This window comes from Planctomycetia bacterium, from assembly GCA_034440135.1.
Classification (GTDB): Bacteria; Planctomycetota; Planctomycetia; order Pirellulales; family JALHLM01; genus JALHLM01.
In genome coordinates, this window is the sequence record JAWXBP010000256.1 from 60615 (window position 1) to 75897 (window position 15283).

The 15283-nt window shown below is 62.0% G+C and carries 10 protein-coding genes; 7 read left to right on the forward strand and 3 right to left on the reverse strand.

Annotated features, from left to right (window positions below; translation table 11 throughout):
• Positions 1 to 106 precede the first annotated feature (106 nt).
• Together SGJ19_15965 and SGJ19_15970 are read left to right on the forward strand one after the other, a co-directional pair.
• Positions 107 to 1777, forward strand: a complete 1671-nt coding sequence (locus tag SGJ19_15965; protein ID MDZ4781749.1) for a sigma-70 family RNA polymerase sigma factor — start codon at positions 107 to 109, stop codon at positions 1775 to 1777.
• Positions 1778 to 2204: 427 nt separating this feature from the next.
• Positions 2205 to 2417 carry a hypothetical protein gene (locus SGJ19_15970; GenBank protein ID MDZ4781750.1) on the forward strand — a complete coding sequence of 71 codons (213 nt, stop codon included), beginning with the start codon at positions 2205 to 2207 and terminating at the stop codon, positions 2415 to 2417.
• A 194-nt stretch (positions 2418 to 2611) separates the two neighbouring features.
• On the opposite strand, the gene SGJ19_15975 is transcribed toward SGJ19_15970, so the two are convergent.
• Positions 2612 to 3514, reverse strand: coding sequence for a PEP-CTERM sorting domain-containing protein (locus tag SGJ19_15975; GenBank protein MDZ4781751.1), 903 nt, complete (start codon positions 3512 to 3514; stop codon positions 2612 to 2614).
• 224 nt (positions 3515 to 3738) lie between these two features.
• Here SGJ19_15975 and SGJ19_15980 point away from each other — a divergent pair, with 224 nt between their 5' ends.
• Complete coding sequence (locus SGJ19_15980) at positions 3739 to 4365, forward strand: hypothetical protein (GenBank protein ID MDZ4781752.1); 627 nt, start codon at positions 3739 to 3741, stop codon at positions 4363 to 4365.
• Positions 4366 to 4468: 103 nt separating this feature from the next.
• On the opposite strand, the gene SGJ19_15985 is transcribed toward SGJ19_15980, so the two are convergent.
• On the reverse strand, positions 4469 to 6361 hold the full coding sequence (locus tag SGJ19_15985; protein ID MDZ4781753.1) for a DUF4214 domain-containing protein: 1893 nt from the start codon (positions 6359 to 6361) through the stop codon (positions 4469 to 4471).
• A gap of 585 nt (positions 6362 to 6946) precedes the next feature.
• Between SGJ19_15985 and SGJ19_15990 the strand changes: the two genes are divergently transcribed.
• The 3 genes from SGJ19_15990 (at position 6947) to SGJ19_16000 (ending at position 10847) form a co-directional block, all read left to right on the forward strand.
• Positions 6947 to 8380 carry a hypothetical protein gene (locus tag SGJ19_15990; protein MDZ4781754.1) on the forward strand — a complete coding sequence of 478 codons (1434 nt, stop codon included), beginning with the start codon at positions 6947 to 6949 and terminating at the stop codon, positions 8378 to 8380.
• A gap of 10 nt (positions 8381 to 8390) precedes the next feature.
• A complete protein-coding gene (locus SGJ19_15995) occupies positions 8391 to 9758 on the forward strand; it encodes a hypothetical protein (GenBank protein ID MDZ4781755.1) in 1368 nt (455 codons plus the stop codon).
• A 216-nt stretch (positions 9759 to 9974) separates the two neighbouring features.
• Entirely contained in the window at positions 9975 to 10847 is an 873-nt protein-coding gene (locus tag SGJ19_16000; GenBank protein ID MDZ4781756.1) for a sugar phosphate isomerase/epimerase family protein, read from the forward strand.
• A 300-nt stretch (positions 10848 to 11147) separates the two neighbouring features.
• Here the strand turns inward: SGJ19_16000 and SGJ19_16005 are convergent, their stop codons facing one another.
• The gene (locus SGJ19_16005) at positions 11148 to 12737 is read right to left on the reverse strand and encodes a sigma-70 family RNA polymerase sigma factor (GenBank protein MDZ4781757.1); all 1590 of its coding nucleotides are present in this window, start codon (positions 12735 to 12737) and stop codon (positions 11148 to 11150) included.
• Positions 12738 to 13383: 646 nt separating this feature from the next.
• Here SGJ19_16005 and SGJ19_16010 point away from each other — a divergent pair.
• Positions 13384 to 15283, forward strand: a 1900-nt coding sequence (locus SGJ19_16010; GenBank protein MDZ4781758.1) for a DUF4175 family protein, incomplete at its 3' end; no start/stop codon positions are given.

A 15283-nucleotide genomic window follows, 5' to 3' on the forward strand; every position in this document is an offset into this window, starting at 1 on the left:
CTGGTCGCGGTTTCCCCGTACGGTCGCTGGTCCCAGCCGGCGACTCGTGACCGTGATCGCACTTCGACATGCTGAGCGCCATGAGGGCGCGGGAGGAAAGCACGACATGGATGTCGCCGATCTGGATCTCGAATCGCTCATCGCCAAAGGCCGAGCGCAAGGTTACCTGACCTACGACGAAATCAACTCTTATCTGCCCGACGAGGCCGTCAGTCCCGAAAAGATTGACAACTTGTTGGTCGCCCTGGAAGACCTGGGCGTCGAGCTGATCAACGAACTGCCCAAGGCGCGCGACAAACACGCGTCGCGGGGCAATGCCGCCAAGGGCGAATTGCCCGAAGTGCGGCTGTTCACCGAATCGACGTTGAAACTGACCAACGATCCGATTCGGCTCTATCTCTCGCAGATGGCCGAGATCCCGCTGCTGACGCGGGAACAGGAAATCTCGCTGGCCAAGAAAATCGAGGTCACCCGTAAGCGCTTCCGCCGCACGCTGTTGGGCTGCGAATACGCAATGCAGGGGACGACCGAGACGTTGGAGCGCGTGTTCCGCGGCGTGCTGCCGTTCGATCGCACGATCAAAGTCTCGCTGACTGAGCAGTTGACCAAGGAACAAATCCTCGCCCGGATGCCGCACAACTTGCGGACGCTGGAACACCTGGTGGGCAAGAACCGACAGGAGTTCCGCATCTTCATCGATCGCCGCCGGCCACGGCAAGAACGCATCGCCGCGCGGCGGCGCTTCCTCGGTCGCAAAGGCAAGCAACTCCGTCTGGTCGAAGAGCTGTCGCTCCGCACCAAGCGCGTGCAAGTGCTGATGCGGCAACTCGCCGAATACTCGCGCGAGATGGACAACCTGCAAACCCGCATCGCGCAACTCGAAACGCGTAGCGACGTCGGCTCCAGCGACCAGCGCTTGTCCCATCGCAAGCGTTTGCGCGAGTTGATGCTGATCACGCGCGAAAGTCCGAAGGGATTGCGCGAACGCGTGGCTCTGATGCGCCGGCAGTTCCAGGAATACGAGTATGCCAAGCGCGAGCTCTCCTCCGGAAACCTGCGGCTCGTCGTGTCGATCGCCAAGAAGTACCGTAACCGCGGGCTGAGCTTCCTGGACCTGATTCAGGAAGGCAATACCGGCTTGATGCGCGCAGTGGACAAGTACGAGTATCGCCGCGGTTACAAGTTCTCCACGTACGCCACGTGGTGGATTCGCCAGGCGATCACCCGGGCGATCGCCGATCAGGCGCGAACGATTCGCATCCCCGTTCACATGATCGACGTGTTGAGCAAGTTGCGGAACGTCTCGAAGCGGCTGCAACAGGAACTCGGCCGCGAGCCGACGACCGAGGAAACCGCCACGGCCGCCGATATCAGCGTCGAGGAAACCCGCCGCGTGTTGAACATCGGCCGGCAACCGGTGAGCCTCGATCGTCCGGTGGGCGAGAGTGAGGATAGCTCGTTCGGCGAGTTCATCGAGGACGGCCACACCGAAAGCCCGCTCAAGTCGGCCTCGAACGGAATCCTGCGCGATAAAATCGAAGCGTTGCTGAAAACCTTGACGTACCGCGAGCGGGAAATCATCCGCCTCCGTTACGGTCTCGGCGACGGCTACACCTACACGCTGGAAGAAGTCGGCCGCATCTTCAAAGTCACCCGCGAACGCGTGCGACAGATCGAAGCCAAAGCGGTGAAAAAGCTCCAGCACCCGGTGCGGGCCAAACACCTGGAAGGTTTCCTCGTGGACACCGTGCCGGTGGAAGCGGCGGCGCTGGAGTAGCCTTTCGCCCGTTGTAAACCTGTTTTCCAATAAAGCCTCACCGTCCGGTGGGGCTTTTTCTTGCGCGGATAGGTAGAATCGAAGTGTATGGAACCGACGAGCTTCGACCTGACCGACCCTTGGCATTCGCATCTGTACTTTGCAATTGACTGCGCGTGCGACTGCTGCGACCGCCGCGTCGATTTTCAATGGTTCTGGGATAGAGTCGAGGGCGAAGGCGAAGAGCGCGTTGAGCGATGGTCGGTGCTCGTCGCAGAGGCTGTTCGAACGGATGGCTGGAGAATTCTTGACGATGGCGTTTTTTGCCCAGAATGCTCGAGGCGACGTCTCGCATCACGGCCGGAGGTATAGAATCGGCCGCTCGACGGGGGCGATTAAGTTCTGACAATGATTCAGGCGTGTTGTTGATCGGACTCACCGAGAGCGTATGCGTTTCAGCCTCAAAGCGATCTTCCTGCTCATGTTCGCCGCGGCGCTGCTATTCGCCACGCCGTGGGGAGCGTGGTTGGGCATCTCGCCCGCAGTGGTTCCGTTGGGGCTTTCGCTCATGGCGATCGCGATCGGGAACATGCTTCTGGTGGGCGCCGGGATGTATGCGTTGGCCGGCATTGACTGGCTGCTGCGCAAATTGAATCGCTGAGCGTAGGGCGAGCAACGCCGGGCGGAACGTCGTTTGTATTGACTCGCTTTGGCGAACCCCGCATCGGGTTGACCACAAACACGTAAGGCCCGCCGACCTGCCCCGGCGGGCCTTACGCTATTCTAGATTGCATCGGTACGTCTAGCGCTCGCCATGGACAAGACAATCTTGTTGACTGTCGGGCGCGGCCCGCCCTACAGCGCGCGGCGACGGCGCGCGACCGTCAATACCGCTCCGCCCACGAGCAGCAATCCAATCGTGCCCGGTTCCGGTACGGCGATCGGTTCGCCGTAGATGAAATCGTCCATTGCCACGGCGTCGTTGCCGGCGCCGAAGCTGACTAAACTCAGGTCCAGCGAGCCGTTGGTGATGCGGATGCGTGAGACGACGGCGTCGTCGAACGACAGGCCGAGGAACGAGAACGACTTGAAGGTGTCCGCAGCGCCGTCGAGCGGAAACGCGGGCACATTTTCGGTCGCGAGCAGGTTGTCGTCCAAGTCGAAGAATTCCAGTTTCGTCGTGCCGTCTTCTTCCACATCGGTGAACACCGCGCCGAAGCCGCGCACCAGGGCCGCCACGTCCGGCGAGCCGGGCAAGCTAAACGTCACGTCGAGCAGGTTCGTGCCGTTGAGGCCGAAGATGCGCTCGGCACTGAAGGCGGCGAAATCCTCGTCGTTGTCCGGATGGCGATTGGCGAATAGGGTTTCCACGGGTCCAGGATTGCCGTCGCCGTCGGAATCGCTGTCGGCGCTGACTTCGAACGTGCCGGACGTCGTGAATTGAATTCCGCGGATGCGTCCGGCCGCGTTGCCGGTCGCCAGGTTGAAGAAGTCGCCTGGAAAGGCATTGGCGCCGCCGGAGGAAAACGCATCAGGGACGCCGTCCCAATTCACCTCGCGGCGATTGTTCGGTCCAAGACCCGTGCTGGGGCCGGCTTGGATTGGTCCCAGGTCGGCGCGGAACGCATCCAGACCCGTTTGGATATCGATGGCGTTTTGTCCGACGGCCGAAAAAACGTTTTGTGCAGGCGCGCGTGTCGCCAGGCTGGCGAGGCCCAGACCCACGACGACCGTAATCGCCCAGTTCCGTGTGTGCATCGAGTGTTTGCTCCTGTTCCTGAGGGTGCGAATCCGCGGAGTTCCAACGGTTGATCGTATTCTCCGGTCGCGGCGGCCAAGAATTGTCGCCATCAATGTAGAGCGGGCCGGGTCGCAATGCGACCGTTTAAACTCGAAGCATCCGCGTACGTGGATGCTTCGAGCCCTTGCGCGAAGATTCGCGGCCGCTTGTCGGGATCAGGCCGGACCGACAGAATACGGCGATGTCCAAGGAGTCTCCGCAGGAAAATCCCTATGCTTCGCCGGAGGTGTTTGGCGAGCAGTTTCGCCGCGCCGCCGCGGATTTCGGCCAGCCGAACGATGGCGATGCGCCGATCTACGCGGAGGGAGTGCTTTCGGAGCGCGACTACTTGCGCGCTGTGCGGCGCGTTTATCGTTGGCGGTTCTTGTTCGGACGCCTCGTCGTCCTGCTGGTCGGCGCCGTCTACGGCGGATTATTTTGGACGATGCTCCCGCTGGGCGGCGGCGCCGGTTGGCGAGGGTTCCTGCTGGCCCGATTGCCGTTGATTCTGGTGGTGGGCGCCGGCGTGGCGCTGTTGCTGTCGCAACAGACCGCCCGGTTTCGCAAGGCCTGGCGAGCACGGTTGATCAAAGACGAGCCCGTCTCGCTGCGATTCACTCGGGAAGTGATCGAAGTCAGTCGGCCGTCCGCCTACATTCTGATGCGGTGGACCAATTACACGCAATATCGCGTCTGCGACGACGATCTCGCGATCCTGTCGTCGGCCCATGCCGTGAACCAGTTCGATATCTTCCCACTGTCGTTCTTCACGCCGCCGGAATGGGAGCGGTTCGTGAAACTAGTGGAGGAGAAGTTGCCGAAGAAATGATGGTGGGAGTTTGAAATTCTCAGTGGTCAGTTTTCAGTGATTGCGAAGCAGCACATTCTGCCGCTACTCCACCTACTTACTACTCCACCTACTTCCCACTTCCTCACGGCTTTTGCGCCGCGGCGCCGCCGCCCGTGTTCAAGCGTTGAACATTGTTCCACGTCATCTTGACGGGATTCAGCAGGCCGTCGCCGTTGGTCATGATGTCGTAGGTCGTGCGCGTCGGATGGTCGCCTTCAAAGTACGTGTTGCTGACGTCGATTCGCGTGTACCCGTTGTTGGCCGCTTGCCAGTCGATGCCGGCGCCCCAGAAGCCGACGATCCGGCAATCGACCATCGTCAGTTTGCCGACCTTGATGCGTTCCATCGCGTAAGCCGGGGAATAGCCGCCGTCGCCGATGGCGACTCGCTCCATGTACAGTTCTTCCATGGGGTCTTCGAGGCCCGAGCCGTCGTGCGTCTCTTGCTGCATGAACAGATTGCGATTCAAGTAAACGTTGCGCATCGTGACCCTGCCCATGCCCTCGGCGAAGCGTAGCGACGAATGGTTGTCAGCCGTGCTGATAAACCTGCTGTTTTCGATCAACAGGTCGTTCACAAGCACGATCTTGGCGGCGTTGGTAGTCGCCTGCGTACTGTTTTGGGGACCGTTCACGACCAGGTTTCGCAACACCACGCGCTCGAGCTGGTTTCCCGGTCCGGGATCGATCTGGAAACTGATCACGCCCAGCCAGTGTTCCGCGGCATTCGTTTCGAAGCGTCCGCCGTCGACTGTGAAGCTGAGCCCATTGCCCGAGGCGTTGAAGCCTTTCACGCGCGCATTCAACGAGACGATGTCGCGGTACATCGCATTGTCGCCAACCTGGCGGTAGCCAGAGTGACCGGCGCTGATCGAGCGCGTTTCCGTGAGGCGATTGCCCGTGCCAAATACGACAAAGTTTTGGCCGGACGCTTCGGAAATTCCGTCTTCGGCCATATAGGTGTTCGATACCTGCACGCGGAAAATGCGATTGTCGTCGCCGACGACGCGTAGTCCTTCGGCGCGGCCGGTATGCAGACCGGCCTTGTTGCCGTCGATATTGACGTACGAGACCAGGTTGTGGTCGCCGTCGATCGTCAAGACGCCCACATTGGCGGAAGCGTTCTTCAGCTTGAGCGTGCCCGGTCCGCTAATCTTCAAATGGTCGCCGTACAGTCGCAGGTTGTCGACGACGAACACGCCGGCGGGAATGTAGATCAGGCTGTGGCCAGCAGCGTCCGCGGCATTGAAGGCCGCTTGAATGGCCGCGGTGTCGTCGCTGCCGTTGTTGGCGGTCGCGCCGAAATCGCGGACGTCGAAGTACGGCTGCCGGGCGTATTCCACGCCTGCCAGCAGGGAGGCTTGCGCCTGCGCCTGGCTCATGCCGCCGCGCATCAGGCCGACCCAAAAGGTCCCGCCTCCCGGATCGACGTCGCGATGCAAGTAGTCGTGATACCAGCTATCCACGGCCTGCAGCCGGAACTCGTCGCTGGTCACAAAACCGTACGCGACATTGGCCAACGCCGCGCGGCTCATCACGTCGATCCAGTAATTCTCCTCAGAGTCGACGGCCGTGCGGCGCAAGAGATCGTTGTAGAGCGATTGAATCGCGCCTTGTTTGGTGCCGCCGGCCTTGTGGAAGTATTCGCCGGAGCCGATCAGCGACGCACGGACGACCTCTGGGCCGCCGGTGGCGTCCCAGACGTTGAGCCAGAATTCCAGGCCCGAGGGATCGACGTTCCGACCCAGGACTTTTTGATAGTAGTCGTCGACGGCCGCCGCGCGCCGCTCGCGGGAGTTGATCAGCGACAGCGCAATGGAGGTCTTCGTGACCCCGGCGCCCAACCGGTCGGTCCAATAGTCGGTTTCGGCGTTGGCGGCCGGACGACCCATGACGTCGAGATAGAGGCGCTTGACCCATGCCCCTTCCGAGATATCCGCCGCCGGTTCCGGTTCCCCCGGGGCGACCGACAACATTTCCCGTGGTTCAAGCGCCTCCATACGGCGTTGAACACTGTCAGGGCGGATGCCTGCTCGCGTACGGCGCGTGGTCCCCATAGTTATTTCCGAAGGTGCGTGGCTCCGCTGGCGTCATGGGCGTCGCTATGCCGATCGCGGCGGACAGTCGTGCTAGATGACCTGGCACGGTCGTCCGGGAAGTCGCGATTGCGCGTAGCGCCGCCGTCAACGAATGGGGGTCCCGCGAAGGAGTTCCGGTTCCTTCGCGACACGGAACGCGATATCAAGTGATATCGTGCGAAAACTGTGACAAGACGGGCGACAGTTCAGATCGTCCGCTATCAACTAATAGGTCACAATTGCCGCTCAGGCAAATTCCTCGGCGTACGCCGGACGCACGGCTGGCAGAATGCAAAAAAACCGCAAACCCGTTGCCTTCCGGTCGCGTAGCATACGAGACGACGAATCCGCCGCATCCTCGGACGCATTCGTTGACACCCTGGATAGCGGCGGGGATATTACATTTGGGCGGTTCTCGCGGCAATCCCAGTCGCCGGCACGCCCGGCAAGGCATCCTTCGTCGGCATCCCGGAGTGTCACCGCGTGGAGTTCGTACTGCTCATTCTCGCCCTGGGCGGCCTGCTGACGTACTCGGCCGCCATGCACGGCACGCTGCTGGTGTTGCACTCCCTGTTGGCCGTTTGGTACGCGTGGAAACTTAAGGCCACGCAGCCGCTCACAGCCATCGTGTTGTTGGGCTACGCGCCGATGTATTTCATCAATCCGTTCGCGATTCTCGCGGGCTGGATTGATTTGGACAGCACGGAGGAAGCGCTGTATCTCTCCAACGTGCTGATGATGGTCGGACTCGATTTGTTCATCGTCGGCGCTTACCGGCTGCGCTGGACCAAGAAGGACCTCTGCAACGTGCAGCCGGTCGAAATCGCCGAGGGACGCGTCGACATCGTGATCGTGATCGCCCTGGGGATCTACTTGATCGCCAGTTGCGTGCAAATTCTGGGCGTCGGCAGCCTCGATGCGAGCCGCGGCGCGTTCGACATGCAGAAGACCGATATCGCCATCGGCGGCGAGCATAGCATCTTCTTCCTGATCGCGCGTTATGCCTCGTTCAGCCTGCCGTTCGCGGGGTTCCTGATCGCGCTGAAGCGCCCGGCGAAACAGGCGATGTTCCTGATTCCGTTGGCCGCGCTCTTGGTCTTGCATTTCCTTCTGTTCCGCGTGCGGCAGGCGCCCGTTGCAGTGGCGCAGGGGTATTTGCTGGGTGCGTTATCCAGCTACTTATTTGTCACGCTCAAGGGACGTCCGCTGTTGGGCCATATCCCCTCGTACGTACGGATGACGGCACTCGTGATGATCCCCGCACTTGCCGTGATGGCGGTCTCCATCCGCTGGGTGCGGGCGATGTACGCGACGGGCCAGTACGACTTCTCGTCGGAGAGCGCCGAAAAAATCGCAGAAAAGACGTTCGCGGCCGGCGACTTTGCCGTCGCTTATATGTGCCGCATGGCCGTGCAGAAATTCCCTTCGGAGCATGAATATCTGAATGGGCTGTCGGTGTATCGCTTGTTTCTGACGCCGATCCCGCGGTTCATCTGGCCGGACAAGCCCGAGACTTCGCAACGCATCTTCGCCGGCGTGCTCGATCCGCGATTGCGCGCCAAGGGCGTGACGATTCCCGCCGGGCTGGTGGGCGACTTACACATCAACTTCGGTCCCTGGGGCGTGCTGGGGATGATCGTGCTGGGCTTTTTCTTCGCCCAGGAGCGGTACACGTCGCTGGCGTCGTTGATGGTACTAGCATCCAGCGGCGCGTGGATTTTCCACTTCACGCGAGGCTCGCAAACGGGGCCGATCGTGGTGCTCGGCGTCACGTGGCTGGTATCGCGACTCTTCCAATACATGCTGGCGCCGCAACCGGTCGCAGTTAGCCAAACGCAATGGCCGATGATGATGGCCTGGCGTCCCGCGTTGGCGATGCCGACGGTGGCCCGCAAATTGAAGCCGCGCGGCGGCTAGGTCTCCGCGCATGACTTCCTCGACCGCCGCGGAACCCGTGCAGCCATCCGGTGCCGTGCCCGACGCTCCTTCGGTCCCGCCCGTCAAGGAAACCACGCGCCGCCGCGTGATTCGACTTGGCGGTTACACGGCTTGGACGGTCGCGGCCCTGGCGATGCCGCTGGTGCTCGATCGCCTCATCGCCTGCCCGATTCTCCGCCAGCGCTTGGGCGCCGTCCCCTTTGGCAGTTTCATCTGGGTACGCTCGTTGGCGTATATGTTCGGAAACATCGTGGCCAACGGGTTCTCGATTCCCTTCCTGCGCGACCTGGTCAAACAAACCGACGAGGAGGTGCGCATCCGGATGCGCACGGCGCTCCTGTTGACGTCCGTGATGACGTGCGCGGTGATGTGCTGCGTGAGCGTCGTGGCTTGTTACTTCGGCAAACCGTTTGTGTGGCGCCACGCCGAGGCGTTGTTTCTGCCCTTTATCGGATTTGCGATCGCGCGGTCGCTGGATCTCGTGATCACGGTGCGGCTGCGCGTGCAGCGCCGCGTGCGGCAGATCTTCATCCTCCGCACCGTGGAAGGCGTGATCCTCAGCGCCGCGGCGATTTTCTTCCCCACCCGCGACATCCTGCTCATCGCTTTGATTTATTTCTCCAGCACGCTGATCCCGATGCTGATGACCGGCTTTTTCAATCGCGACGTCCTCGCCGGTGGGCGGGGCTGGGATTGGGGTTGCGCGAAGGAGTTATTGAAACAAGCGCCGGCCGGGAGTCTGATGGTGGCCATCGACAGCGCGCAGGTTTATCTGCCGATCATCCTGCTCGGCGCGATGGCCGGCCAGAACGCGGTGCCCGCGTTTTATGCCGCCGGCGTCGGGTATGCCTTCCTGACGCCCATCACGCACCTGGGTCAGGCGGTGCTGAGCCTGATCTCTGGCAAGAAGACTTTTGATCTGCACGGCCGCCGCGGGCGGATTTATCTCGCCACGACGCTCGGCCTCGCGCTCGCCGTCGGGCTGACTTCGTACATCGTCGGCCGCTGGCTGGCCGAATACCTCTATCCGCTCGACGCACCGGAGACGCTGAAGTTCTATCACTGGATGGCGATCGCCAACGGCTGCGCTTCGGTCCGCGCCTTAATGCGGCCGATCGGTCTTAAATTCGCGCCGCTGAAGAGCGTAGTCCGGCTCTCGTGGATCACGCTGGCCGCGCAAGTCGTCGCCCTCGTGGCCCTGATCCCTTTTTGGCAAGCCGCCGGGGCAGCGGTGGCGCTGGCGATCTCGTCTGCCGTTGGAATGGTGATCTGGATGGTAATTTTCGAGCAGTTTCGCAGTGGAGCGGCCAGCGCCGCGGAGATCGCTTCTGAGGGTATTGCGTCGGACACGGAATAGCACGCCGGACGGCGCAAGCGGCCGACTTGTTGCCGGCTCGCACGCGAATCACAATGTCGTGGCGACGTTGCCATACGATTCGAGCCCTCCGACCGCATAGCGGGACACTCACCTGTGCCACAAAACGCCTCCCAAGTCTCCCGCCGTCAACTTCTCCAGTCCCTGGCCGTCGCCGGTGTGGCCGGGGCGGCGATTTCTCGTGATCAGGTGTTTGCCATGGATGCTCCCGCGCCCGCCGCTGCGACGGCCGAGAAGCCGTTTAAGCTTTGTTTGAACACCAGCACGATTCGCGGGCAGGAACTCGGTATCGAGCGGGAAATCGAACTGGCCGCCAAGGTCGGCTTCGATTCGCTGGAGCCGTGGGTTGATCAGCTGACCAAGTACCGCGATGCGGGCGGGTCGCTCAAGGATCTCGGCAAACGCATTGCGGACCTGGGCCTGACCGTCGAAAGTGGGATCGCGTTTACTGCCTGGATTGTCGACGACGACGCGAAGCGCGCTGCGGCGCTGGAGGACACGAAGCGGGCGATGGAGATCATCGCCGAAATTGGCGGCAAGCGAATCGCCGCGCCGCCGGTCGGCGCTACGGATGTTCAAGACACCGACCTGGCCAAGATCGCGCGCCGCTATCGCGCGCTATTGGAAGTCGGCGATCAGACCGGCGTGGCACCGCTCTTGGAGCTGTGGGGTTTCTCCAAGACGCTCAGCCGCCTGGGCGAAGTGGCGTACGTGGCCATCGAAGCGGCCCACCCGCAGGCGAGCATTCTGGCCGACGTCTATCACATCTACAAAGGCGGTTCCGATCCCGCCTCGTTGAAGCTATTGAACGGCGCCGCCATGCACTGCCTGCACATGAACGACTATCCCGACCTGTCGCGCGATAAGATCGTCGACGCGGATCGCGTCTTCCCCGGCGACGGCGTGGCGCCGCTGCCGATGATCCTCCGTACGCTCCACGAAATCGGCTTCCGCGGCGCGCTCTCGCTGGAAGTCTTCAACCGCGAATACTGGCGCCGCGACCCGGACGAGGTCCTGCGAGAAGGCCTGGAGAAGATGCGCGTGGCCGTCGAAACGGCGATGCGGGAATGACGAATTTCTAAATCTGAATGTCGAATCAAATTCAAATGCCTGAATGACGAATGGATTTGGTCCGACAAACGTCGTTGTGGCACGGTCTCCCGACCGTGCCACGGTGCGAGTCGCGATGTCGAGCAATGGAGACCTTCGGTCGGGCCCGTGGCATGGTCGGGAGACCATGCCACAACGAGAAATGCGCGAAGCCGTTTTGTTTTCTCAAGGGACGTCGTCAGACTTCAATGCATTCGACATTCGTCATTCAAATTTGATTCGACATTCAAATTTAGAACTTCGTCATTCCGCTCCCGCGGCCTACGCACTCTCCGCTTCGTCAATGAAGCTCGCCAGTGATCTTGCCCGGATCGGGTGCTGGAGCTTGCGGACCGCCTTGGCTTCGATCTGGCGGACGCGTTCTCGGGTGACGCTGAAGATTTGCCCGACTTCTTCCAGCGTGTACGAGTAGCCGTCCGAGAGGCCGTAACGCAAGCGGAGAATTTCTCGTTCGCGGTAGTTCAACTCGTTGAGCACGTCGGCGATGCGTTGCTTGAGCAATTGCTGCGTCATTTCGCGCAGCGGGTCGATATCGCGGTGATCTTCGACGAATTCGCCGAAGAAGCTATCGTCGTGATCGCCGACCGGTTGGTCCAGCGACAACGGCTGCCGCGTCATCTTCATCACGCAGCGGGTTTCTTCCAACGATAGTCCGGCCGCGAAGGCGGTTTCTTCGACGCTCGGTTCGCGCCCCGTGGTTTGCAACAGGTCGCGGGTCACGGTGCGAACGCGGCTCATCGTTTCGATCATGTGGACCGGCAACCGGATCGTCCGGCTTTGGTCGGCGATCGCCCGGGTGATCGCCTGGCGAATCCACCACGTAGCATACGTCGAGAACTTGTAGCCGCGTGCGTGTTCGAACTTATCGACCGCTCGCATCAAGCCAGTGTTGCCTTCTTGAATCAAGTCCAAGAAGCTCATCCCGCGGTTGCGATAACGCTTGGCGATCGACACGACGAGTCGGAGGTTGCCGGCCGACAGCACGCGTTTCGCCGCGTCGTAGGTGTACTGCAGCTTCGTCACGCGTTCGACGCGTTTGCGAAGCGTGGTCGGGCTTTCCATGGTGAGTTGCATGAGCTGGCGCAGTTCGCGCCGCGACGCGGCCAATTCGGCGTCGCCGTGGCCTTCGGCGCGGAGCCGATCGATTTCGCCGCGGAGTTGCTGCATCCGGCGGGAGATCTGTCCGGCCCCTTCCATCAGCGGTTGCAGGCGTTGCGTACGCAAGCCGAGTTCCTCGACCAGGCGCACCGCCTTGTAGCGGCGACGGACCAGGCGGCGCCACGCGGTGCGGCGTTCGGCGAGCGACGTCGATTTGCTGACGGCCTTGGCGAAATCGCGCCGGTTGGCTCGCAACAGATGCGTCAAGGTGGCCAGGTTCGGTCCCAAGAGCGCCATGATCTGGCGCTTTTCGACGGCGTTCGTGACGGAGACGTCGACCGTGCGGTCGAGCCGCAGCTTGCCGTCGCGGACTTTTTCCAGCAAGGTCACCGCCCCGCGAAGCAGAAAATCACCGGCCAACATCGCGTGCCGATACGACCGGCGTGAACGCTCAATCTCTTTCGCGGAATCGATTTCCTGCGCTCGCGTGAGCAACGGGATCGAACCCATTTGCATCAAGTAGATACGCACCGGGTCGTCGATCCGATCGTCGCCGGTGTCGGCGTCCATCGGTTCGTCGTCGTGATCGATTTCGACCTCGCGTTCCGCCGCCACCGGCGCCGGCGCATCGTCGTGCGCGATCGGCTCGATCTCGTCGTCGATCGGCTCCAACTCGTCCAGGTGCGCCACCGCGTCGAAGCGCCCCGCTGCCGGGGCCTCATCGAAGTGATTCAACTCCAGGCCCTCCGACATGGGGCGGCGACGTGGAGGAGCTTTTCGGCTGACGAGCGTTTTGCGGTGCGGCTTTCGCAAGGTGCATCCTCTCCAGCGACAGAAGGGGGGACGACGTCGTCCGGCGTGTTCTCCACGCGACGTGCGTGGCGACTTCGGCGAACTGGAAAAGCACTTCCAATGCCGCCCTTCGCTGCGACCAAGTCCGATCGGCGCAAGCGCAAGAGAAGACGCGAGTTAGCGCCACGCGTGAGCCTGCCCCGACGGACGCGAGTCGGCGAGATTGTTGCCGGAACTCCCCAATTTCACCCACAGCGTTGAGGCGATTCCGCAACGCTGTTTCCCCAACTCTCCGACGCTGTCCCTGATTCGATTGTTCCAGTTTTATCCATTACGGCAACAATTCCGCACGAAGCAGGGCGATAAAAGCACGTCGCCGCTGACCCGGACACCTGCAGAAGCCCTGTGGAACGGCCTGTAGGAGGCGTCTCCGACGCCGATTGGGCTGCGGCGTCCTCTCCATCGGCGTCGGAGACGCCTCCCACAGTCGCGCGGATGAAAAAGGCGCGGCTTCCGGAGGCGATACCCCGGGGTTTGCCGTCTATAATCAAGTGCGGGAACGTGGAATCGCCCGACGACCGACGGCGCCCCGAAGAGGAAGCTACTTATGGCAACCGGATCCGCCACCACGAATGCGCCCCCGCGCCGCGCGGAGCAGGAGCACGAGCTCGTCGAGTACGGCCGCTTCATCGACCGTCAACTCACGAAGACGGCGCGCCAAGTGCGCGGGATTGATATCGCCAGCGGCCTGATGGGCTGGCTGGCCGTGGCGCTGGTCTACTTGATGTTGGCCGCGGCCGCCGATCATTGGCTATTTGCCAGCGGCCTCGGTTTGTGGGGGCGTTGGCTGGCGCTCCTGGGACTCGTGGCTGGCAGCGGTTGGTTTCTGGCTCGGCGTGTGGCGCCGCTGTTGTTGCATCGGATCAGCCCGGTGTATAGCGCGCACACAATCGAACGCGGCCGCCCGCAACTGAAAAACAGCCTGGTGAATTTCCTGCTGCTGCGGAACGAAACGCACGTCATGCCGGAGTTGGTTCGCGATGCGCTGCAGACGCAGGCCGCCAATGGCCTCGCCGCCACGCCGGTCGAACAATCGCTAGATCGCACACCGCTGGTGCGTTTCGCGCTGGTGCTGCTTGGCGCCGTCGTGGTGTCAGCGCTGTACATCATGCTCTCGCCGAAGGATCCCTTGCGCTCGGCCGCGCGAGTCATGCTCCCCTGGGCGTCGATCGATCGTCCCACACGATTCAAAATCGAAAACCTGCAAGTCGAAGTCGTCGAAACCGGGCGGAAATTCACCGGCGGCAACGCCGAGGCCTTTTATGGTCAGAAGGTGAAGATCGCCGGCAGCGTCACCAATCGCGGTTACGTCGCCAGCGAGCCAATCGTCCTGCACTTCACCACAGCGGATGGCGCGGCGGAGAATCAAGCGCTCACGCTCGAAGCGCGCGAGCGCAACGCTGACATCATCCTGCCCGCCGGCACGCTCGCCGCGGCGGTCGGCGGCGGTTTGCAGCAATCGGTCGACTACACGCTGACGGCAGGCGACGCCATCGCGGGGCCGTTTCGCATCACGGTGCTCGCCGCGCCGACGATCGAGATCGAATCGCTCGAATACGACTATCCCGACTACACGCGATTGCCGAACCGTTCGCTCAAAGGACAAGGCGATATCAGCGCCTTGGAAGGCACGCGCGTCGTCGTGCGCGCGAAGGCGAATCAAGAGATTGACCAGGCCTGGCTGGACCTTGGCAGCGACGGTCGCCGCGACGCGTCGATGCAAGCCGAAGGGCGCGAGGCAGGCGTGAACTTCGTGCTGGCGTTACAGGAAGACCGGCGCACGCCGACACATCCGAATTATTTATTGCGATTCAAAAACAAAGACGGCTTCGAGAATCCGCAGCCGATTCGCTACCAGATCGAAGTCACCCCGGACCTGACGCCGGAAATCGCCTGGGAAGCACCGCGGGAAGTCGACGTGCCACGTGAGCTGCCGATCGACGAACCGCTGGAGATGGCGTTCTCAGCGGGGGATCGGGATTTCGATCTGGCCAAAGTGACGCTCCGTGCGGCGGTCGATACGGAGAAAGCCGCCGAGCAGCGCCCCTGGGAATCGGCATTGCTCAAGGAACCGAAGTCCGACAAGTGGACGTCGCAACCGATTAGTTTCGTCGCCGGCGAACATGGTTTTCACGCCGGCGAGACGATCCTCATCTGGGGCGAGGCGGCCGATAATCGCCAGCCAAAGGCGAATCTGGCGGAAACGCCGAAACTGAAAGTGACGCTCCTCCCGCCGCGCGATCCGGCCGAGAAGCAGGGTCCGAACCATAAGCCGAACGACGGCAGCGGCGAGAAGTCGCCGCCCGACGACCAGGGCGCACAGCAACCGAAGGATCCAAAACAGCCGCAGGCGAAACAAGGCGGCCAGCCAGATGAACGTGAGCCACGCGACGGAGAGCAGGGCCAGAAAAACGACGACCAACAGGAAAAGAATGGCGGCGAAAAAC

Bases quoted from the DNA above. Each gene is read 5' to 3' on its own strand.
- SGJ19_15980 (MDZ4781752.1), top strand. From the start codon at position 3,739: ATGTCCAAGGAGTCTCCGCAGGAAAATCCCTATGCTTCGCCGGAGGTG.
- SGJ19_16000 (MDZ4781756.1), top strand. From the start codon at position 9,975: ATGGATGCTCCCGCGCCCGCCGCTGCGACGGCCGAGAAGCCGTTTAAG.
- SGJ19_15975 (MDZ4781751.1), bottom strand. From the start codon at position 3,514: ATGCACACACGGAACTGGGCGATTACGGTCGTCGTGGGTCTGGGCCTC.
- SGJ19_15995 (MDZ4781755.1), top strand. From the start codon at position 8,391: ATGACTTCCTCGACCGCCGCGGAACCCGTGCAGCCATCCGGTGCCGTG.
- SGJ19_15970 (MDZ4781750.1), top strand. From the start codon at position 2,205: ATGCGTTTCAGCCTCAAAGCGATCTTCCTGCTCATGTTCGCCGCGGCG.
- SGJ19_15985 (MDZ4781753.1), bottom strand. From the start codon at position 6,361: ATGTTGTCGGTCGCCCCGGGGGAACCGGAACCGGCGGCGGATATCTCG.
- SGJ19_15965 (MDZ4781749.1), top strand. From the start codon at position 107: ATGGATGTCGCCGATCTGGATCTCGAATCGCTCATCGCCAAAGGCCGA.
- SGJ19_16005 (MDZ4781757.1), bottom strand. From the start codon at position 12,737: ATGTCGGAGGGCCTGGAGTTGAATCACTTCGATGAGGCCCCGGCAGCG.